Source organism: Thermaerobacillus caldiproteolyticus, from assembly GCF_013761245.1.
Lineage (GTDB): Bacteria > Bacillota > Bacilli > Bacillales > Anoxybacillaceae > Thermaerobacillus > Thermaerobacillus caldiproteolyticus.
The window spans coordinates 12,718-32,628 of the sequence record NZ_JACDUT010000002.1 but is presented as its reverse complement, the minus strand read 5'-3'; the positions used below and the strand labels follow the sequence as shown (position 1 = coordinate 32,628).

General features: G+C 42.9%; 19 protein-coding genes. All 19 read left to right on the top strand.

Translation table 11 applies throughout. The annotated features are described in order from the left end of the window. Positions 1-78 precede the first annotated feature (78 nt). Positions 79-330: a hypothetical protein gene (locus HNR31_RS03610; protein ID WP_220129393.1), complete on the top strand. Its 252-nt coding sequence runs from the start codon at positions 79-81 to the stop codon at positions 328-330. A 9-nt stretch (positions 331-339) separates the two neighbouring features. Beyond that, positions 340-885, top strand: coding sequence for a hypothetical protein (locus tag HNR31_RS03605; protein ID WP_181554903.1), 546 nt, complete (start codon positions 340-342; stop codon positions 883-885). A gap of 160 nt (positions 886-1,045) precedes the next feature. After that, positions 1,046-1,753: a 30S ribosomal protein S2 gene (gene rpsB / locus HNR31_RS03600; protein ID WP_181554902.1), complete on the top strand. Its 708-nt coding sequence runs from the start codon at positions 1,046-1,048 to the stop codon at positions 1,751-1,753. A 158-nt stretch (positions 1,754-1,911) separates the two neighbouring features. Continuing rightward, positions 1,912-2,793, top strand: a complete 882-nt coding sequence (gene tsf / locus HNR31_RS03595) for a translation elongation factor Ts (RefSeq protein WP_181554901.1) — start codon at positions 1,912-1,914, stop codon at positions 2,791-2,793. Between the two features lie 69 nt (positions 2,794-2,862). Beyond that, positions 2,863-3,585: a UMP kinase gene (gene pyrH / locus HNR31_RS03590; RefSeq protein ID WP_181554900.1), complete on the top strand. Its 723-nt coding sequence runs from the start codon at positions 2,863-2,865 to the stop codon at positions 3,583-3,585. Positions 3,586-3,587: 2 nt separating this feature from the next. Beyond that, positions 3,588-4,145, top strand: coding sequence for a ribosome recycling factor (frr, locus tag HNR31_RS03585; RefSeq protein WP_181554899.1), 558 nt, complete (start codon positions 3,588-3,590; stop codon positions 4,143-4,145). A gap of 159 nt (positions 4,146-4,304) precedes the next feature. Then, entirely contained in the window at positions 4,305-5,078 is a 774-nt protein-coding gene (locus tag HNR31_RS03580) for an isoprenyl transferase (protein ID WP_181554898.1), read from the top strand. Between the two features lie 5 nt (positions 5,079-5,083). Further along, positions 5,084-5,878 carry a phosphatidate cytidylyltransferase gene (locus tag HNR31_RS03575; protein ID WP_181554897.1) on the top strand — a complete coding sequence of 265 codons (795 nt, stop codon included), beginning with the start codon at positions 5,084-5,086 and terminating at the stop codon, positions 5,876-5,878. Positions 5,879-5,898: 20 nt separating this feature from the next. Continuing rightward, positions 5,899-7,047 (top strand): 1-deoxy-D-xylulose-5-phosphate reductoisomerase, encoded by a 1,149-nt coding sequence (locus HNR31_RS03570; RefSeq protein WP_181554896.1) that lies wholly within the window; start codon positions 5,899-5,901, stop codon positions 7,045-7,047. A gap of 14 nt (positions 7,048-7,061) precedes the next feature. Beyond that, positions 7,062-8,327, top strand: coding sequence for an RIP metalloprotease RseP (gene rseP / locus HNR31_RS03565; RefSeq protein WP_181554895.1), 1,266 nt, complete (start codon positions 7,062-7,064; stop codon positions 8,325-8,327). 79 nt (positions 8,328-8,406) lie between these two features. Further along, a complete protein-coding gene (locus HNR31_RS03560; RefSeq protein WP_181554894.1) occupies positions 8,407-10,110 on the top strand; it encodes a proline--tRNA ligase in 1,704 nt (567 codons plus the stop codon). A 110-nt stretch (positions 10,111-10,220) separates the two neighbouring features. Continuing rightward, entirely contained in the window at positions 10,221-14,534 is a 4,314-nt protein-coding gene (locus HNR31_RS03555) for a PolC-type DNA polymerase III (protein WP_181554893.1), read from the top strand. Positions 14,535-14,744: 210 nt separating this feature from the next. Further along, positions 14,745-15,218 carry a ribosome maturation factor RimP gene (gene rimP / locus HNR31_RS03550; RefSeq protein WP_181554892.1) on the top strand — a complete coding sequence of 158 codons (474 nt, stop codon included), beginning with the start codon at positions 14,745-14,747 and terminating at the stop codon, positions 15,216-15,218. Positions 15,219-15,257: 39 nt separating this feature from the next. Next, entirely contained in the window at positions 15,258-16,403 is a 1,146-nt protein-coding gene (gene nusA / locus HNR31_RS03545) for a transcription termination factor NusA (protein ID WP_181554891.1), read from the top strand. A gap of 13 nt (positions 16,404-16,416) precedes the next feature. After that, positions 16,417-16,707: an RNase P modulator RnpM gene (gene rnpM / locus HNR31_RS03540; RefSeq protein WP_181554890.1), complete on the top strand. Its 291-nt coding sequence runs from the start codon at positions 16,417-16,419 to the stop codon at positions 16,705-16,707. Next, positions 16,697-17,014, top strand: coding sequence for a YlxQ family RNA-binding protein (locus tag HNR31_RS03535; protein ID WP_181554889.1), 318 nt, complete (start codon positions 16,697-16,699; stop codon positions 17,012-17,014). The genes rnpM and HNR31_RS03535 overlap by 11 nt, the downstream gene beginning before the upstream one ends. Positions 17,015-17,018: 4 nt before the next feature. After that, a complete protein-coding gene (gene infB / locus HNR31_RS03530) occupies positions 17,019-19,205 on the top strand; it encodes a translation initiation factor IF-2 (RefSeq protein ID WP_181554888.1) in 2,187 nt (728 codons plus the stop codon). Continuing rightward, positions 19,202-19,480 carry a DUF503 domain-containing protein gene (locus tag HNR31_RS03525; protein ID WP_181554887.1) on the top strand — a complete coding sequence of 93 codons (279 nt, stop codon included), beginning with the start codon at positions 19,202-19,204 and terminating at the stop codon, positions 19,478-19,480. Before infB ends, HNR31_RS03525 begins: the two co-directional genes overlap by 4 nt. 15 nt (positions 19,481-19,495) lie before the next feature. Next, positions 19,496-19,861 (top strand): 30S ribosome-binding factor RbfA, encoded by a 366-nt coding sequence (rbfA, locus tag HNR31_RS03520; protein ID WP_181554886.1) that lies wholly within the window; start codon positions 19,496-19,498, stop codon positions 19,859-19,861. Positions 19,862-19,911: the final 50 nt, after the last annotated feature.

Here is a 19,911-nt window from a genome sequence, read left to right as displayed (position 1 = left end):
AAAGTTAATAGGGTGAAGGACTGTCCAAGTTGATTCGTCTTAGGTACACCTTGCCTGTGTATTTCGGTAAAGGAAGTGATGAATGTGAGTTTAAAGTTGGTTGAGTTACAAATCGCACTTCCAAGAATGTACGATGTTGGAAAAATACAAGACGAACTGCAGCAACAGTCGCAGCTTGTGCAAGCACATCTCACTCAAGAGACGCAAAAACAAGACGAACGTATGCGTCGGCAAGTAACGCAGAAGCGCTCAAGTGCAAACGTTCGTCGCGAAAAAGAAAGCGAAACTATGCATCCGTACAAAGGAAACAACATTGATGTCAAGGGATAGAGGGGTTCAATGATAGCGTTTTTATTAGTCGTTAGTTTCATATTACATGCCATTTCGTTTTTAGTGATCATTTTATTATATTTGCAATGGTCAAAAGTAAAAGAAGTTGAAAAGCGGCAAACGCAACTAATCAAAGACATCGAACATACCGTTTCCGCCTATTTAGTAGAATGGAAGGAAGAAAATGACCGTTTCCTTAATGCGTTATCTGAAGCAGTCAATCAGCCGGCTGATGAAGTGATAACATCATCATCGAAATCTCCTAGCTCGGAGCCGGAACAAAGTCTTCCGCCGCATAGCAACACGGCGACACCATCATCGAAGACAAACACTCATTCATCATCGCAAACGGTAGCGCCGGTGGAACAAGAGTGGCCAACGCATCTTCCGAACATCGAAGCCATCACCGACAAAGTTGAGATTGGCTCTTCTTCATCCATCGCTGAGCGAGCGATACAATTACATAAAAATGGAAAAACAATCGAAGAAATCGCGAAGATTTTAAAAAAAGGAAAAACAGAAATTGAGCTGTTGCTTAAATTTCGGCAAAGGTAGTCAAATATAGCTTGATTGTCACTTTTAGTTGTGATATATTTTTACATGGTGTGAATACACACGCTCATCGATTTAAGCAAAGGTGCTGACGAGTGAGTCAGTCTTGCTTAAAGATGAAATGGGCGGAGGAATCAAAACCAAACAAGTAGGAGGAAAAAGCATGTCAGTCATTTCTATGAAGCAATTGCTTGAAGCTGGTGTACACTTCGGGCACCAAACTCGCCGTTGGAACCCAAAAATGAAAAAATATATTTTCACAGAGCGCAACGGCATTTATATCATCGACTTACAAAAAACAGTAAAAAAAGTCGAGGAAGCATACAACTTCGTGAAAGAATTAGCAGCTAACGGCGGAAAAATCTTGTTCGTTGGTACGAAAAAACAAGCGCAAGATTCTGTTAAAGAAGAAGCAGAACGTTCCGGTATGTTCTATGTAAACCAACGTTGGTTAGGCGGTACGTTAACCAACTTTGAAACGATTCAAAAGCGCATTAAGCGTTTAAAAGAAATTGAGAAAATGGAAGAAGACGGCATATTTGATGTATTGCCGAAAAAAGAAGTCATCCGCTTAAAGAAAGAACAAGAACGCTTAGAGAAATTTTTAGGCGGCATTAAAGAAATGAAACAACTACCGGATGCATTGTTTGTCATCGACCCACGTAAAGAGCGCATCGCTGTAGCAGAAGCGCGTAAATTAAACATTCCGGTCATCGGTATTGTTGATACAAACTGCGATCCAGATGAAATCGACTACGTCATTCCAGCGAACGACGACGCGATTCGTGCAGTAAAACTTCTTACATCTAAAATTGCCGATGCGATTTTAGAAGCAAAACAAGGCGAAGAAGCAGTTGTAGCCGCTGAGTAATGTTTGGAAAGGTGATAAGAGGGGAAAGCCTTTTATCACCTTTTTTTGAGACAGAAAACATTTTTTCTTGGCTATACTAATGATGGCTGAGAAAAACAAAATTTGCCTTGCGAATTTTGTTCATACATATATGCAAAGACTAAAGGAGGATTTTATTCATGGCAATTACAGCTCAAATGGTTAAAGAATTACGTGAAAAAACGGGCGCAGGCATGATGGATTGCAAAAAAGCGCTCACAGAAACAAACGGCGATATGGAAAAAGCAATTGACTGGCTCCGCGAAAAGGGAATCGCGAAAGCAGCGAAAAAAGCAGATCGCATTGCAGCGGAAGGAACAACATTAATTGAAGTGGACGGCAACACAGCGGTTATTTTAGAAGTTAACTCGGAAACGGATTTCGTAGCGAAAAACGAAGGCTTCAAAACGCTTGTAAAAGAGCTTGCTGCGCACTTGTTAAAACATAAACCAGCTACGCTAGAAGAAGCGCTTCAGCAAAAAATGGATAACGGAACAACAGTTCAAGACCATATTAATGCAGCAATTGCGAAAATTGGTGAAAAGTTAACATTACGTCGCTTTGAAATTGTTGAAAAAGGCGACAATGCTGCGTTTGGTGCATACTTGCACATGGGTGGTCGCATCGGCGTATTAACATTATTAGAAGGAACAACAAACGAAGAAGTAGCTAAAGATGTAGCAATGCATATTGCGGCATTAAATCCAAAATACGTGTCTCGCGACCAAGTATCACAAGAAGAAATTGCTCGCGAGCGCGAAGTATTAACGCAACAAGCATTGAACGAAGGAAAACCAGAAAACATCGTGGCAAAAATGGTTGAAGGCCGCTTAAACAAATTTTACGAAGATATTTGCTTGTTAGAGCAAGCATTTGTCAAGAACCCAGACATGAAAGTTCGCCAATTTGTTGAATCAAACGGTGCTACTGTAAAAAGCTTCGTTCGTTACGAAGTAGGCGAAGGAATTGAAAAACGTCAAGACAACTTCGCTGAAGAAGTCATGAACCAAGTAAGAAAGTAATGACCGGAGCGAATAGGGAACACACTGCGTGTTCCCTATTTTTAAAGACTAGCTGCATGGAGGTCTAACATGAGCAACCCGAAGTATAAACGTATCGTATTAAAACTGAGTGGCGAAGCGTTAGCCGGTGAACAGGGGTTTGGAATTAATCCCACTATTATTCAATCAATCGCTAAACAAGTAAAAGAAGTAGCGGAATTAGGTGTCGAAGTAGCGGTTGTTGTTGGTGGGGGCAACATTTGGCGCGGAAAAACAGGAAGCGAGATGGGAATGGATCGGGCAACGGCGGACTATATGGGAATGCTCGCAACGGTCATGAATTCGCTTGCTCTTCAAGATAGCCTTGAAAATCTTGGCGTCGAGACGCGTGTGCAAACATCAATTGAAATGCGCCAAGTAGCCGAGCCATACATAAGAAGAAGAGCGATTCGCCATCTCGAGAAAAAACGCGTTGTGATTTTTGCGGCAGGAACAGGAAATCCATATTTCTCGACAGATACGACTGCTGCACTGCGGGCAGCGGAAATTGAAGCAGATGTTATTTTAATGGCAAAAAATAACGTTGATGGTGTATATAGCGCTGACCCGAAAGTTGATGAAAACGCGGTGAAATACGATGAGCTTTCCTACCTTGATGTCATCAAACAAGGGCTTGGTGTGATGGATTCGACTGCTTCGTCTTTATGTATGGATAATAACATTCCACTCATTGTTTTCTCGATTACCGAAGAAGGCAATATTAAACGAGCTGTGCTCGGTGAAAATATTGGAACAATTGTAAGGGGGAAATAATCATGGCGAAACAAGTGCTCACAACAGCAAAAGAAAAAATGGATAAAGCAGTTCAAGCATTCAGTCGTGAATTAGCAACGATTCGTGCCGGAAGAGCAAATCCGGGATTGCTTGAGAAAGTCACTGTTGACTATTACGGAGTACCTACACCAGTGAATCAATTAGCAGGCATTAATGTACCAGAAGCGCGCTTACTTGTCATCCAACCTTATGACAAGTCGATTTTGAAAGACATCGAAAAAGCAATTTTAGCATCTGATTTAGGCTTAACGCCTTCTAACGACGGTTCTGTCATTCGTATTACGATTCCTCCATTAACAGAAGAGCGTCGTCGTGAGCTTGTAAAACTTGTAAAAAAATATTCCGAGGAAGCAAAAGTTGCTGTGCGCAATATTCGTCGCGATGCGAATGATGAATTGAAAAAGCTCGAGAAAAACGGTGAAATTACCGAAGATGAATTGCGCGGTTACACCGATGATATCCAAAAAATTACCGATGAACACATTGCGAAAATCGAGGCAATTACAAAAGAGAAAGAAAAAGAAGTTATGGAAGTGTAATTATAAACAATAAAGACCCTCTATGTTGATGGAGGGTTTTTTTGTTATAATGGAGAAGCAAAATGAGGTATATTTGTTCATTTTCGAGAAATCGTTACTTCTGATTTCACTAGCCTCATGATACATTAGTAGTAAAATACATAAAGGCGGAGGACTAGTATGTTTGGTAAAATTTGGAAAGATAAAAAACAATCGCCTTTGTCCCTATCCTATACAAAAGAAGAAATATTGCGCCACCCCATTCCGGAGCATGTGGCGATCATAATGGACGGCAATGGGCGGTGGGCGAAAAAGCGAGCGCTGCCACGTGCAGCTGGACATTATGAAGGAATGCAAGTAGTACGAAAAATTACTCGCTTTGCGAACGAGTTAGGAATTAAAGTGCTTACTTTATATGCATTTTCGACAGAAAATTGGAAGAGGCCGAAAAGCGAAGTCGAATATTTAATGAAACTTCCCGAACAGTTTTTAACGACATTTCTACCGGAATTAATCGAGGAAAATGTCAACGTTCGCGTGATCGGTAATCGCGAGCAATTACCTGACCATACACGACGTGCTGTGGAGCAAGCGATTGCCGAGACGAAACAAAATACAGGGTTAATTTTGAATTTTGCTTTAAACTATGGAAGCCGTGCTGAAATTACGTACGCGATTCAGTCGATTGCCAAACAAGTGGAGAAAGGCCTTTTATCTCCTGAAGATATCAATGAGGATCTTGTCGCTTCATATTTAATGACCAAAGATTTGGCGGATCCGGACTTGCTCATTCGTACAAGCGGAGAAATTCGTTTAAGCAATTTTATGCTCTGGCAGCTTGCGTACACGGAGTTTTGGTTTACTGATGTACTTTGGCCGGACTTTACTGAACAACATTTGTTAGAGGCGATCGCCGAGTTTCAAAAACGGGGTCGTCGGTTTGGAGGAGTTTAAAAGAGATGAAACAACGAATCATTACAGGAGTCGTCGCCGCCGCACTTTTTTTACCGGTTGTGATTTTTGGTGGAGTTCCGTTTATAATAGTAACATACGTATTAGCAACGATTGGATTGTTTGAACTGTTTCGCATGAAACATCTTCGTGCCTTTTCGATGGAAGGGATTATAAGCTTTCTTTTTTTGTGGATATTGCTCACTCGAGAGCCGTATGATGGTTGGCTATCCGCACTTCATGTTACAAAAACGGACGTGCTTCTTATCGCTGTTTTATTATTGCTTACATATACAGTAATCACGAAAAATCAATTTACGTTTGACGAAGCTGGATTTGCTTTACTGTCAACGTTATATGTTGGTTTTGGTTTTTACTATTTCATGGAAACCCGTTTCACCGGACTATACTATATGTTTTATGCGCTATTTATTATATGGGCGACCGATACAGGAGCGTATTTTATCGGACGGGCATGGGGAAAACGAAAGCTTTGGCCGGAAATTAGCCCGAACAAAACGGTGGAAGGATCGATTGGCGGAATTGTTTGCGCCCTTATCGTCGCCGCTGTTTACCAACTATGTACCGGGTTTTTTACAAGTTTTCCACTTTTATTGGTGATGACGGCGATTCTTTCTATATTTGGACAAATGGGAGATTTGGTGGAATCGGCGTTTAAGCGACATTACGGCGTGAAAGATTCAGGAAACATTTTGCCGGGACATGGAGGCATTTTAGACCGATTTGACAGTTTATTGTTTATTTTACCGATTTTACACTTTTTCACAAATGTAGCGTTGTAAGGGAGTTAGGAGTGAAGGTAGTGAAATATATTAGTTTATTAGGGGCAAGCGGTTCAATCGGCACGCAAACATTAGATGTGATTCGTTCGCACCCAGATGAGTTTCGCCTTGTCGCCATGGCGATTGGAAAAAATATCGAAGTGGGAAGAGCAATTATTGAGGAATTTGCCCCAGAACTTGTTTCCGTCGCCGATGAAAGCGCACGTATGCGCCTTCATAGCGAGTACAAGGGAAAAGTGAAAATTGTTTGTGGTGAAGAAGGATTAATCGAAGTCGCAACACACCCGAAAGCAACAATAGTAGTGAACGCCGTTGTCGGGAGCCTCGGGCTCGTTCCGACGCTAAAGGCAATCGAAGCAAAAAAAACGATTGCCTTAGCCAATAAGGAAACGCTTGTGACTGCTGGCCATATTGTAACGGAAGCAGCTAAAAAGAATGAAGTGGCTCTCTTGCCAGTCGATAGCGAACACTCTGCGATTTTTCAATGTTTGCAAGGAGAACAGTCCAAACATATCGAAAAGATTATTTTAACCGCTTCAGGCGGCAGCTTTCGTGACAAAACGCGTGAACAATTGGAAAATGTCACCGTGGAGGAAGCACTGCGTCATCCGAACTGGTCGATGGGGGCAAAAATTACGATTGATTCCGCCACGATGATGAACAAAGGGCTCGAAGTTATTGAAGCGCATTGGCTATTTCATTTGCCATATGAGCAAATTGATGTTTTACTACATAGAGAGAGCATTATTCATTCGCTTGTTCAATTTCGTGATAGCAGCGTTATTGCTCAACTCGGTACACCAGATATGCGCGTACCGATTCAATATGCGTTAACGTATCCGGACCGCTTGGAACTGTCAAACGCCAAACCGCTCAATTTAGCGGAGATCGGTACGCTCCACTTTCAAAAAGTAGACTTTACACGTTATCGTTGTTTACAATTAGCGTATGAGGTAGGAAAAGCAGGCGGTTCTTTGCCGACAGTGCTCAATGCTGCCAATGAGGAAGCAGTCGAGGCATTTTTACAAGGCCGTATTGCTTTTTTAGCGATTGAGGAATACATTGAACGAGCGCTGGAACATCATCAAATGGTGAAGGAGCCGACGCTTGATGAGATTCGCAAAATCGATGCCGATACGCGTCATTATGTTCGTTCACTACTAACGTAAAGGTGGTTGAAAAATTGGAAACAGTAATTGCTTTTATTGTTATTTTCGGTGCGCTAGTTTTTTTTCATGAGCTTGGTCATTTAATTTTTGCAAAGCGCGCAGGAATTTTATGTCGCGAATTTGCGATTGGATTTGGTCCAAAAGTATTTTCATTCAAGAAAAATGAAACGGTTTATACCATTCGCTTATTGCCTTTAGGCGGTTTCGTCCGCATGGCGGGTGAAGACCCCGAAATGATCGAAGTAAAGCCGGGGCAAGTGGTCGGGCTTGAATTGGATCAAGATGGAAAGGTAAATAAAATCATTATCAATCATAAAGATGAGTATCCAAACGCGAAAATCATTGAAGTTGAACATGCCGATTTAGAACATGGAATGTACATTGCCGGCTATGAGGACGAAAATGGAGAGCGACTAGAGCGTTTTTCTATAAATGAACCAGCGTTCTTTGTCGTCGATCATCAAGAAATTCAAATTGCTCCATATCATCGCCAATTTGTCGCTAAGACGTTAGGACAACGAGCGATGACGATTTTTGCTGGACCGCTCATGAACTTTGTCCTTGCATTTGTTGTCTTTGTCCTCATCGGTTTATTGCAGGGCTATCCAGTGGATAAGCCGATCATCGGCGAGATGACAAAAAATGGGGCAGCTCTTGAGGCTGGGTTGAAACAAGGAGATATTGTTCTTTCGATCGACGATGAGCGAGTAACGACATGGACACAAATCGTTGATATCATCCGAGCCCATCCGGGAGAGGAATTGATTTTTAAAGTAGAACGAAACGGTAAAGTACTTGACATTCCTGTAACCCCGAAAGCGAAAACCGTCCAAGGAGAAACAATTGGCTTAATCGGCGTATATGGCCCGATGGAAAAATCGGTTCTCGGTTCTGTGAAACAGGGAGCATTAGAAACGTATTATTGGACAAAGGAAATTATCGTAGGATTAGGACATTTAATTACCGGACAATTCTCGCTTAATATGCTTTCTGGTCCTGTAGGAATTGCAGTATCGACAAACAAATTCGCGCAATCAGGAATTTATTATTTAATGAAATGGGGAGCGTTTCTAAGCATTAACCTTGGAATTGTGAACTTATTGCCTCTCCCAGCTCTTGACGGTGGTCGTTTGCTCTTTTTTGCAATTGAAGCGTTGCGAGGAAAACCGATCGACCGTCAAAAAGAAGGAATGGTTCACTTTATCGGTTTTGCTCTTTTAATGCTGTTAATGCTTGTCGTCACATGGAACGACATTCAAAAGTTTTTTCTATCAAAATAAAAATAACGGAAGGGAAAAGGATGCTGCCTATTTCCCTTCTTTTTGAAAAAGAGATATAGAAATAAAGAGGTGCAATAGGATGAGACAAAGTCAATCGTTTATTCCAACGTTACGAGAAGTGCCAGCAGATGCAGAGGTAAAAAGCCATCAGCTTTTGTTGCGCGCAGGATTTATTCGTCAAAGCGCAAGCGGTGTTTATACGTTTTTACCGCTGGGCAAACGCGTGTTACAAAAAATCGAAACGATTATTCGCGAAGAAATGAATCGCGCCGGAGCGATCGAGTTATTCATGCCGGCGTTACAACAGGCAGAATTATGGCAGGAATCCGGTCGATGGTACTCATATGGCCCGGAATTAATGCGGCTGAAAGACCGTCATGAACGCGATTTTGCGCTCGGACCGACCCATGAGGAAGTCATCACAGCGTTAGTGCGTGATGAAATCAAAACATATAAGCGTCTGCCATTAGCACTATATCAAATTCAAACGAAATTTCGTGATGAAAAGCGCCCTCGCTTCGGGTTGTTGCGTGGCCGCGAGTTCATTATGAAAGATGCGTACTCGTTTCATACATCGAAAGAAAGTTTGGACGAAATGTACAATAAAATGTATGAAGCGTATTCCAATATATTTCGTCGCTGCGGCCTGAATTTCCGTGCGGTCATCGCCGATTCAGGCGCGATTGGCGGAAAAGATACACATGAATTCATGGTGCTGTCAGACATCGGTGAAGATACGATCGCGTATTCTGACGCTTCAGACTACGCGGCAAACATTGAAATGGCGCCGGTCGTTACGACATATGAAAAAAGCAATGAACCGCTTCGTGAACTAGAAAAAGTGCATACACCAGAACAAAAAACGATCGAAGAAGTGGCTTCGTTTTTGAGCGTGCCGGCAGAAAAATGTATCAAATCGTTGCTCTTTAAAGTCGATGACAAATACGTTCTCGTGCTTGTCCGCGGCGACCATGAGGCAAACGACGTGAAAGTGAAAAACTTGTTCGATGCCTCTGTCGTCGAACTTGCTTCACCGGAAGAAACAAAACAAGTGATGAAATGTGCAGTCGGCTCATTAGGTCCGATTGGCGTGAGCGAATCCATCACGGTTGTTGCAGATCACGCCGTTCAAGCGATCGTCAATGGAGTGTGCGGTGCCAACGAAGAAGGATATCACTATATCGGGGTAAATCCTGAGCGTGATTTCACTGTTTCTCAATATGCAGATTTACGCTTCATCCAAGAAGGTGACCCATCACCAGATGGAAAAGGAACGATTCGTTTTGCGCGCGGAATTGAGGTTGGCCACGTCTTTAAACTAGGTACGCGCTATAGCGAAGCGATGAATGCAACATATTTAGATGAAAATGGCCGGACGCAAACGATGATTATGGGATGTTACGGCATTGGTGTTTCACGCTTGTTGGCGGCGATTGCTGAACAGTTTGCTGATGAAAACGGTCTTGTTTGGCCAGCTGCTGTTGCTCCGTTTCATGTGCATATAATTTCTATCAATCCAAAAAACGATGAACAGCGTCAGCTCGCGGACGAATGGTACGAAAAATTGGGACAAGCAGGTTTTGAAGTGCTGTACGATGACCGTCAAGAACGTCCAGGTGTGAAATTTGCAGATAGTGACTTAATTGGCATCCCTGTTCGTGTCACGATTGGGAAACGCGCCGGAGAAGGAATCGTCGAAGTGAAAGTGCGCCGGACAGGGGAATCAATGGAAGTCCATGTTGACGAACTTGTAGATACAATTCAACGTCTTCTTGAGCAATAACCTGTAGCCTTTTATAAACAGAAAAATAAGGGCTGATTCCTGTTTCAGGACAGCCCTTCTCCTATTATCTAATATACTAATCGAAGGAGAGAGGAGAAAGGAGCGAGCGCATGTTAACGAGCGAGCAAAAAGAGCGGTTTCAAGTATTGTTGCAACAACTTCAATTGACATCGGATGATTTCGTTCCGTATTTTGCTGAAGCGGGCATTCAAAAACTTGTTATTGACAAGGAACAAAAGTGTTGGCACTTTTATTTTTTGCTCCCAGCTATTTTACCTGTGAGCGTGTACGAGCGATTTGCACAAAGACTTGTTCAGGCGTTTCAACACATTGCTAACGTCAAACATACGATTCAAACCGTTGACTCCACTTTTACAGAATCGGATGTTCACGGATATTGGCGGTTTTGTTTACAAGAGTTGCAAGGGATTTCTTCTCCGTTGATCACATTGCTTCATGAGCAGATCCCCGTTGTCAAAGGCAATAAATTGTATGTGACCGTGCGCAATGATACGGAAGCCGTTGCTGTTAAAAGACGCTTTGCTGCCAAAATCGCCGAGGTATATCAATCGTTTGGCTTTCCGTTTTTCCAACTGGAAACAGAAGTGAAACAATCGGAAAGCGACTATGAGCAATTTTTAGCACAAAAACAACAAGAAGATGAAGCGCGAGCATTAGCCGCATTAACGGAAATGACGATGAAGAAGGAAACAGCGGCAGAAGAAGCAGTCGAGGCACCGACAGGACCACTTGTCATCGGCTATCCAATTAAAGACGAGGAGGAAATTCGCACGCTTGACAGCATCGTTGAAGAAGAACGGCGCGTTGTCGTTCAAGGCTATGTGTTCGATGTTGAGCTAAAAGAGCTAAAAAGCGGGCGCTCCTTATTGACATTAAAGATCACCGATTATACGAACTCGATTCTTGTGAAAATGTTCTCGCGCGACAAAGAAGATGTGGCGCTAATGGCCAACGTGAAAAAGGGCATGTGGGTAAAAGTAAGAGGAAGCGTGCAAAACGACACGTTCGTCCGCGACCTTGTTCTCATCGCAAACGATATTAATGAAATCAAAGCAAAAGAACGCGAAGATACTGCTCCGGAAGGAGAAAAGCGAGTTGAACTTCATCTTCATACACCGATGAGCCAGATGGATGCGGTTACCTCTGTGACGAAGCTGATTGAACAGGCGAAAAAATGGGGACATCCGGCCATTGCGATCACCGATCATGCTGTTGTTCAGTCATTTCCAGAAGCGTACAGCGCTGCGAAAAAATATGGAATGAAAGTTCTGTACGGCGTTGAGGCAAATATTGTTGATGACGGGGTACCGATTGCTTACAATGAAGCGCATCGTTTATTAGCGGAAGATACGTATGTTGTTTTTGACGTGGAAACTACTGGATTGTCGGCTGTTTACAATACAATCATTGAGTTAGCCGCTGTCAAGGTGAAAGACGGCGAAATTATTGACCGTTTTACATCGTTTGCAAATCCGCACCATCCACTGTCAATTACGACCATTGAATTAACCGGTATTACCGATGATATGGTGAAAGATGCTCCGGATGTAGAAGACGTGTTGCGACAATTTTATGAATGGATCGGTGACAGCGTCCTCGTTGCTCATAACGCAAGCTTTGACATCGGTTTTTTAAATGTCGGATTTAAAAAGATCGGTCTCGGAAAGGTAACGAATCCCGTCATCGATACATTGGAACTAGCGCGTTTTTTATATCCGGAATTGAAAAATCACCGTCTCAATACGCTTTGTAAAAAATTTGACATCGAATTAACGCAGCATCACCGTGCCATTTACGATGCTGAAGCGACAGGGTATTTGCTTATGCGGCTATTAAAAGATGCGCAAGAAAAAGGGATTTTGTATCACGATGAATTCAATGAGCGCTCACGCCAAGCAACATCATATCAACGTTCTCGTCCGTTTCATGTGACATTGCTTGCCCAAAATGACGTTGGTCTTAAAAACTTATTTAAACTAGTATCTCTTGCCCATGTTCAATATTTTTATCGCGTTCCGCGTATCCCGAGATCCGTGTTGCAGCAGCATCGCGAAGGCATTTTAGTCGGCTCAGGCTGCGACAAAGGAGAAGTATTTGACAACATGATTCAAAAAGCGCCGGAAGAAGTCGAGGAAATCGCGAAATTTTATGATTTCCTTGAGGTCCATCCGCCCGAAGTATACAAACCGTTAATCGAAATGGACTATGTCAAAGACGAAGAAATGCTCAAAGAAATTATTAGCAAGATTGTTTCACTCGGCGAAAAATTAAATATCCCGGTTGTTGCTACTGGTAATGTTCATTACCTGCACCCAGAAGATAAAATTTATCGAAAAATATTAATTCACTCTCAATCCGGAGCCAATCCGCTTAATCGTCATGAACTGCCGGATGTCTATTTTCGGACGACGAATGAAATGCTTGATTGTTTTTCATTTTTAGGGGAAGAGAAAGCAAAAGAAATCGTCGTGACAAACACGCAAAAAATCGCCAATTTAATCGAAGAAGTCAAACCGATTAAAGACGAGCTTTATACTCCGCGTATCGAAGGAGCGGATGAAGAAATTCGCGAAATGAGTTACCGAAGAGCGAAAAGCATTTACGGCGATCCGCTCCCAGAGATTGTCGAACAACGTCTTGAAAAAGAACTAAAGAGCATTATCGGTCATGGGTTTGCGGTTATTTATTTAATTTCTCATAAGCTTGTGAAAAAATCGCTTGATGACGGATATCTTGTCGGTTCACGTGGTTCAGTTGGTTCCTCGTTTGTAGCGACAATGACAGAAATTACGGAAGTAAATCCACTTCCACCGCATTATGTTTGCCCAAACTGCAAACACTCGGAATTTTTCAATGACGGTTCGGTCGGCTCAGGCTTCGACTTACCGGATAAAGATTGTCCAAAATGCGGTACGAAATATAAAAAAGACGGGCATGATATTCCGTTTGAAACGTTCCTCGGCTTTAAGGGAGATAAAGTTCCGGATATTGACTTGAACTTTTCCGGGGAGTATCAACCACGCGCCCATAACTATACGAAAGTCTTGTTTGGCGAGGACAATGTGTATCGTGCAGGAACGATCGGTACGGTTGCTGATAAAACTGCGTACGGATTTGTCAAAGGATATGCAAGTGACAATAATCTTCAACTTCGCGGCGCGGAAATTGACCGGCTTGCGGCAGGATGTACGGGCGTCAAGCGAACAACCGGGCAACATCCGGGGGGAATCATTGTTGTTCCTGATTACATGGACATTTATGATTTTACGCCGATTCAATATCCAGCTGACGATACAAGTTCCGAATGGAGAACGACCCATTTTGACTTCCATTCCATTCACGACAACTTATTAAAATTGGATATTCTTGGGCACGATGATCCGACCGTCATTCGTATGCTCCAAGATTTGAGCGGTATCGACCCAAAAACGATTCCAACCGATGACCCGGAAGTAATGAAAATCTTTAGTGGTACTGAATCGCTTGGGGTAACACCGGAACAGATTATGTGTAATGTCGGAACGCTCGGGATTCCGGAATTCGGTACGCGCTTTGTTCGTCAAATGCTTGAGGATACAAAGCCAAAAACGTTTTCTGAACTTGTGCAAATTTCCGGGCTCTCGCACGGAACGGACGTGTGGCTCGGCAACGCTCAAGAACTTATTCAAAACGGAATTTGTACGTTATCAGAAGTGATCGGTTGTCGTGACGACATCATGGTGTATTTAATTTATCGTGGTTTGGAGCCGTCCTTGGCGTTTAAAATTATGGAATCCGTTCGGAAAGGAAAAGGGCTAACCCCTGAGTTTGAAGAAGAAATGCGCAAGCATGACGTACCGGAATGGTATATTGAATCATGCAAAAAAATTAAGTACATGTTCCCGAAAGCACACGCCGCTGCGTACGTGTTAATGGCAGTGAGAATCGCGTACTTTAAGGTCCATCATCCGCTGCTATACTATGCGTCTTACTTTACCGTGCGCGCTGAGGATTTTGATTTAGATGCGATGATTAAAGGTTCTGCAGCCATTCGCAAGCGTATTGAGGAAATTAACGCAAAAGGTTTGGACGCCTCAGCAAAAGAAAAAAGCTTGTTGACCGTCTTAGAAATTGCATTAGAAATGTGCGAACGCGGCTTTTCGTTTAAAAATATTGACTTGTACCGCTCTCAAGCAACGGAATTTGTCATCGACGGCAACTCGCTCATTCCGCCGTTTAATGCGATTCCGGGTCTTGGGACGAACGTGGCGCTCAACATCGTTCGTGCCCGTGAAGAAGGCGAATTTTTATCAAAAGAGGACTTACAACAGCGCGGCAAATTATCAAAGACGTTACTCGAATATTTAGAAAGCCGCGGCTGTTTAGATTCGCTACCAGACCATAATCAACTATCTTTATTCTAGATGCCAATGGCGATTTTTCGTTGCAATATATTTCCCAATATGTTATAGTTTTAGTGGAAATGGTAAAGATAATGTGTAGGAAAAGAGTGGGGAAACCCACTCTTTCGCATTGATTGGATGTTGATCGCTTTCATCGTTTCCCCGCAGTTTTGCAGGGGATTTTCTCATTATAACGATTAGGCGATTTTCTCGAATTCTAGGAGGGACAGAATGAGCAAAAAAGTGACAGAAGTAGTTGAGGAGCTAGTTACACCCATTCTGAATGACATGAACCTCGAATTAGTGGACATCGAATATGTCAAAGAGGGGAAAAATTGGTTTCTCCGCGTATTTATTGACTCGGAGCAAGGCGTCGATATCGAGCAATGCGGTGTCGTAAGCGAAAAATTAAGCGAAAAATTAGATATCGTCGATCCGATTCCATATAACTATTTCCTAGAGGTCTCTTCGCCGGGAGCAGAACGACCATTAAAAAAACTAGCTGATTTTGAACGGGCGGTTGGAAAAAATGTATATATTAAAACATACGAACCGATTGAAGGAGAAAAAGAGTTTGAAGGCGAACTTACTGCATTTGATGGAACAACCGCTACTGTCACCGTCAAAGAAAAAACGCGTAAAAAAATAGTAGAGGTTCCGTATGAAAAAATTGCGAGTGCAAGACTTGCTGTCATCTTTTTTTAACGGACAGCCAAACGTTTGAGAAGGGGGATTTTACGTTTCATGAATACGCAATTATTAGACGCCTTAGCGGAGCTTGTTCGGGAAAAAGGCATTAGCCAAGAAGTATTAGTCGAAGCGATTGAAGCGGCGATCGTGTCGGCTTATAAACGAAATTTCGGTCAAGCGCAAAACGTGCGCGTCGATTTTAACATCGAAACAGGGACGATTCGCGTCTTCGCACGGAAGGAAGTTGTCGAAGAAGTAAGCGATTCACGATTGGAAATGTCTCTTGAGGAAGCACGTCTCATCAATCCAAATTATCAAGTAGGCGATGTTGTTGAGCTAGAGGTGACGCCAAAAGATTTCGGGCGCATTGCGGCGCAAACGGCAAAACAAGTCGTTACCCAGCGTGTGCGTGAAGCTGAGCGCGGCGTCATTTATGCGGAATTTATCGACCGCGAAGAAGATATTATGACAGGAATCGTGCAGCGAGTGGATCCAAGATTTGCGTACGTAAGCTTAGGAAAAGCCGAAGCATTGCTCCCAGCTAGCGAGCAAATGCCAAATGAAACTTATAAGCCGCATGATCGCCTGAAAGTGTATATCACGAAAGTAGAAAAAACGACAAAAGGACCGCAAATTTTCGTATCGCGCACCCATCCGGGACTGTTAAAGCGGCTGTTTGAGCTTGAAGTTCCGGAAATTTATGACGGAACGGTGGAAATTAAATCAATCGCTCGTGAAGCGGGTGACCGTTCGAAAATTTCCGTTCACTCTGACAATCCGGAAGTCGATCCTGTCGGAGCTTGTGTCGGTCCAAAAGGTCAACGTGTTCAGGCAGTAGTGGATGAACTAAAAGGCGAAAAAATTGACATCGTTCGTTGGTCAGCGGACCCGGTTGAATTCGTTGCTAACGCGTTGAGCCCTGCAAAAGTATTACGCGTCATTGTCAATGAAGAGGAAAGAGCAACAACGGTCATTGTCCCAGACTACCAATTATCGCTAGCCATTGGTAAGCGCGGACAAAATGCCCGTTTAGCAGCAAAATTAACAAACTGGAAAATCGATATTAAAAGCGAATCAGAGGCAAAGCAATTAGGAATTGACCCGTACGCCCAATCCACTTTGCTTGATTCAAAAGACATACACATGAATAATGAAGATGAAAGCAACCAAACATTCGATTTACAGGAAGAAATCGAGTGAGAGGTGAGCACAGATGGCCGGTCAAAAGAAAATTCCGTTACGCAAGTGTGTTGTGACAGGTGAAATGAAGCCGAAAAAAGAAATGATTCGCATTGTTCGTTCCAAAGATGGGGACGTCTCCATTGACCCGACCGGAAAAAAGGCAGGTCGTGGCGCTTATATTACGTTAAGCAAAGACTGTATTTTGCTTGCAAAAAAGAAAAACGTGTTAGCCCATCATTTAAAAGCAGATATTGCTGACTCACTATATGAAGAGCTGCTTCAACTAGCAGAAAAGGAGAACAAAGTAGAGAATGGGCAATAAACAATGGACATCTTTATTAGGTTTAGCAAATCGAGCACGTAAAGTTGTTTCTGGTGAGGAGCTGGCGATCAAGGAGATTCGCAGCGGAAGAGCGAAATTAGTGCTGTTGGCGGAAGACGCATCGGTGAATACGGAGAAAAAAATTTCTGATAAATGCGCTTCCTACGGCGTTCCGCTTCGAAAAGTTCCCGATCGCTATATGCTCGGACAGGCGATTGGCAAAGATGCGCGTGTGGTTGTTGCTATCACTGAAGAAGGCTTTGCCAAAAAATTAATAACGATGCTCGATGGATCATTGTGGGGGTGAATCTATGTCTAAAATGCGTGTATATGAGTACGCCAAAAAAAATAACGTACCTAGTAAGGACATCATTCATAAATTAAAAGAAATGAATATTGAAGTTTCTAATCATATGGCTACGCTAGAACCGGAAGTCGTTGAGAAATTGGATCATACGTATAAGAAAAAAGAACAGAAACAACCACCTGTTATGAAAGAAAAGCAGACAGCACCTGTAAAGCCAAAAGGATATGTTGATGACTTCGACGATGATGATGAAGTCATCGAAACGAAAGTGCCGATCAAAAAAGGTGCAAACAAAAACCGGGAAGGAAAAAAACACGATTTGCAAACACAACAAAAAGAAAAGAAAGTTTTTAATCACAATAAAAAGAAAAATAAAGGAAAACCAAAAGCTCATCAACCTGCGCCACAAGAGCCGCAAAAGAAAAAGGAAAAAGAATTGCCGCAGAAAATTACGTTTGAAGGCTCATTAACGGTCGCAGAGCTAGCGAAAAAACTTGGCCGGGAGCCATCTGAAATCATTAAAAAATTATTTATGCTCGGTATTATGGCAACAATCAACCAAGATTTAGATAAAGACGCCATTGAGTTGGTTTGCGCCGACTACGGTGTCGAAGTCGAAGAAAAAGTCGTCATTGACGAAACGGAATTCGAATCATTAGAAATCGTTGACGATCCAGCTGATTTAGTGGAACGTCCTCCAGTTGTTACGATTATGGGACACGTCGACCATGGAAAAACAACGCTTTTAGACTCGATCCGCAATTCCAAAGTAACCGAGCAAGAAGCAGGCGGGATTACTCAACATATCGGTGCATATCAGGTTGTGGTGAACAATAAAAAAATTACGTTCCTTGACACTCCAGGACACGAAGCGTTTACAACGATGCGCGCACGAGGTGCCAAAGTAACGGACATTGTTGTTCTCGTTGTTGCCGCAGACGATGGTGTCATGCCGCAAACAGTCGAGGCAATCAACCATGCTAAAGCGGCAAACGTTCCAATTATTGTCGCTGTCAACAAAATCGATAAACCAGAAGCAAACCCAGACCGCGTTATGCAAGAGTTAATGGAACATAACCTTGTGCCAGAAGAATGGGGCGGCGATACAATTTTCTGTAAATTATCAGCAAAAACAGGCGAAGGAATCGATAACTTATTAGAAATGATTCTTCTTGTCAGCGAAGTAGAGGAGTTTAAAGCAAATCCAAATCGCCGTGCGACCGGAACGGTCATCGAAGCAAAATTAGATAAAGGTCGTGGCCCGGTTGCAACATTGCTTGTTCAAGCAGGAACGTTGCACGTCGGCGATCCAATTGTTGTTGGTAGCACATACGGTCGCGTTCGGGCGATGGTCAATGATACAGGTCGCCGCGTCAAAGAAGCTGGCCCGTCAACTCCTGTCGAGATTACGGGGCTTAATGAAGTGCCGCAAGCAGGGGATCGCTTCATGGTATTTGAAGATGAGAAAAAAGCGCGGCAAATTGGAGAAGCGCGTGCGCAAAAGCAGCTTCTTGAGCAGCGCAGCGTGAAAGCTCGTGTCAGCCTTGATGATTTATTTGAACAAATCAAACAAGGCGAAATGAAAGAGTTAAATATTATCGTGAAAGCTGACGTTCAAGGTTCCGTCGAGGCGTTAGCAGCAGCGTTGCAGAAAATTGAGGTTGAAGGAGTCCGCGTGAAAATCATTCACACTGGCGTCGGCGCAATTACCGAATCGGATATTATTTTAGCGACCGCTTCAAACGCGATTGTCATTGGCTTTAACGTTCGCCCTGATGCGAACGCCAAACGCGTCGCTGAATCTGAAAAAGTCGATATTCGTTTACACCGCATTATTTACAAAGTCATTGAGGAAATCGAAGCAGCGATGAAAGGAATGCTTGACCCTGAGTATGAAGAAAAAGTGATCGGTCAAGCGGAAGTTCGTCAAACATTTAAAGTATCTAAGGTTGGAACGATTGCCGGATGCTATGTAACAGACGGTAAAATTACGCGTGACAGCAGTGTTCGTCTCATCCGTCAAGGCGTTGTCATTTATGAAGGGCAAATTGACACATTAAAACGCTTCAAAGACGATGTAAGAGAAGTTGCACAAGGCTATGAATGCGGTTTAACCATTAAAAACTTCAATGACATTAAAGAAGGCGATGTCATTGAAGCGTACATTATGCAGGAAGTAGAGCGTAAATGATCGGCTACGTCGCCTGTGAATGCCTCATTTACGATGCGCAATCATTAAAAGAAAAAAGAGCCGTGCTACAACGAATAATGACACGGCTCAAGCAAAAATATAATATATCAGTAGCCGAAATCGATTATCAAGATATGTGGCAACGCACGAAGCTCGGAATCGTGGCCATTACGTCGAATCGAATGACAACCGAGCGGGAATTGCAGCGAGCGCTCGAGATGATCGATTCATTTCCGGAAATCGAGCGGACGGTTACAACATTTGAGTGGTTTTAATCGAGGTGATAACACATGAGTTTGCGAGCTACACGTGTTGGTGAACAAATGAAAAAAGAATTAAGCGATATTATCGGTCGCAAACTTAAAGACCCACGCATCGGCTTTGTTACCGTAACCGATGTGCGTGTAACAGGCGATTTACAGCAAGCAAAAGTGTATATTAGCGTGTTAGGTGACGAAGAGCAGCGTCAAAATACATTGAAAGGATTAGCAAAAGCAAAAGGGTTTATTCGCTCAGAAATCGGTCAGCGCATTCGCTTACGAAAAACACCAGAAATTTATTTTGAAATCGACGAGTCGATCGATTATGGCAATCGCATTGAATCCCTTATTCAGCAACTTTCTAAAGAAAAAGAGGAACAAAAAAATGAAGAATGATGGATAGACATTTCGTCTATCCATTTCCATTATGTATGTAGAAGGGGTGC

Excerpts from the sequence above, each read along its gene's own strand:
- HNR31_RS03610 (WP_220129393.1), top strand. The coding sequence starts at position 79 with ATGAATGTGAGTTTAAAGTTGGTTGAGTTACAAATCGCACTTCCAAGA.
- HNR31_RS03605 (WP_181554903.1), top strand. The coding sequence starts at position 340 with ATGATAGCGTTTTTATTAGTCGTTAGTTTCATATTACATGCCATTTCG.
- rpsB (WP_181554902.1), top strand. The coding sequence starts at position 1,046 with ATGTCAGTCATTTCTATGAAGCAATTGCTTGAAGCTGGTGTACACTTC.
- tsf (WP_181554901.1), top strand. The coding sequence starts at position 1,912 with ATGGCAATTACAGCTCAAATGGTTAAAGAATTACGTGAAAAAACGGGC.
- pyrH (WP_181554900.1), top strand. The coding sequence starts at position 2,863 with ATGAGCAACCCGAAGTATAAACGTATCGTATTAAAACTGAGTGGCGAA.
- frr (WP_181554899.1), top strand. The coding sequence starts at position 3,588 with ATGGCGAAACAAGTGCTCACAACAGCAAAAGAAAAAATGGATAAAGCA.
- HNR31_RS03580 (WP_181554898.1), top strand. The coding sequence starts at position 4,305 with ATGTTTGGTAAAATTTGGAAAGATAAAAAACAATCGCCTTTGTCCCTA.
- HNR31_RS03575 (WP_181554897.1), top strand. The coding sequence starts at position 5,084 with ATGAAACAACGAATCATTACAGGAGTCGTCGCCGCCGCACTTTTTTTA.
- HNR31_RS03560 (WP_181554894.1), top strand. The coding sequence starts at position 8,407 with ATGAGACAAAGTCAATCGTTTATTCCAACGTTACGAGAAGTGCCAGCA.
- HNR31_RS03555 (WP_181554893.1), top strand. The coding sequence starts at position 10,221 with ATGTTAACGAGCGAGCAAAAAGAGCGGTTTCAAGTATTGTTGCAACAA.
- rimP (WP_181554892.1), top strand. The coding sequence starts at position 14,745 with ATGAGCAAAAAAGTGACAGAAGTAGTTGAGGAGCTAGTTACACCCATT.
- nusA (WP_181554891.1), top strand. The coding sequence starts at position 15,258 with ATGAATACGCAATTATTAGACGCCTTAGCGGAGCTTGTTCGGGAAAAA.
- rnpM (WP_181554890.1), top strand. The coding sequence starts at position 16,417 with ATGGCCGGTCAAAAGAAAATTCCGTTACGCAAGTGTGTTGTGACAGGT.
- HNR31_RS03535 (WP_181554889.1), top strand. The coding sequence starts at position 16,697 with ATGGGCAATAAACAATGGACATCTTTATTAGGTTTAGCAAATCGAGCA.
- infB (WP_181554888.1), top strand. The coding sequence starts at position 17,019 with ATGTCTAAAATGCGTGTATATGAGTACGCCAAAAAAAATAACGTACCT.
- HNR31_RS03525 (WP_181554887.1), top strand. The coding sequence starts at position 19,202 with ATGATCGGCTACGTCGCCTGTGAATGCCTCATTTACGATGCGCAATCA.
- rbfA (WP_181554886.1), top strand. The coding sequence starts at position 19,496 with ATGAGTTTGCGAGCTACACGTGTTGGTGAACAAATGAAAAAAGAATTA.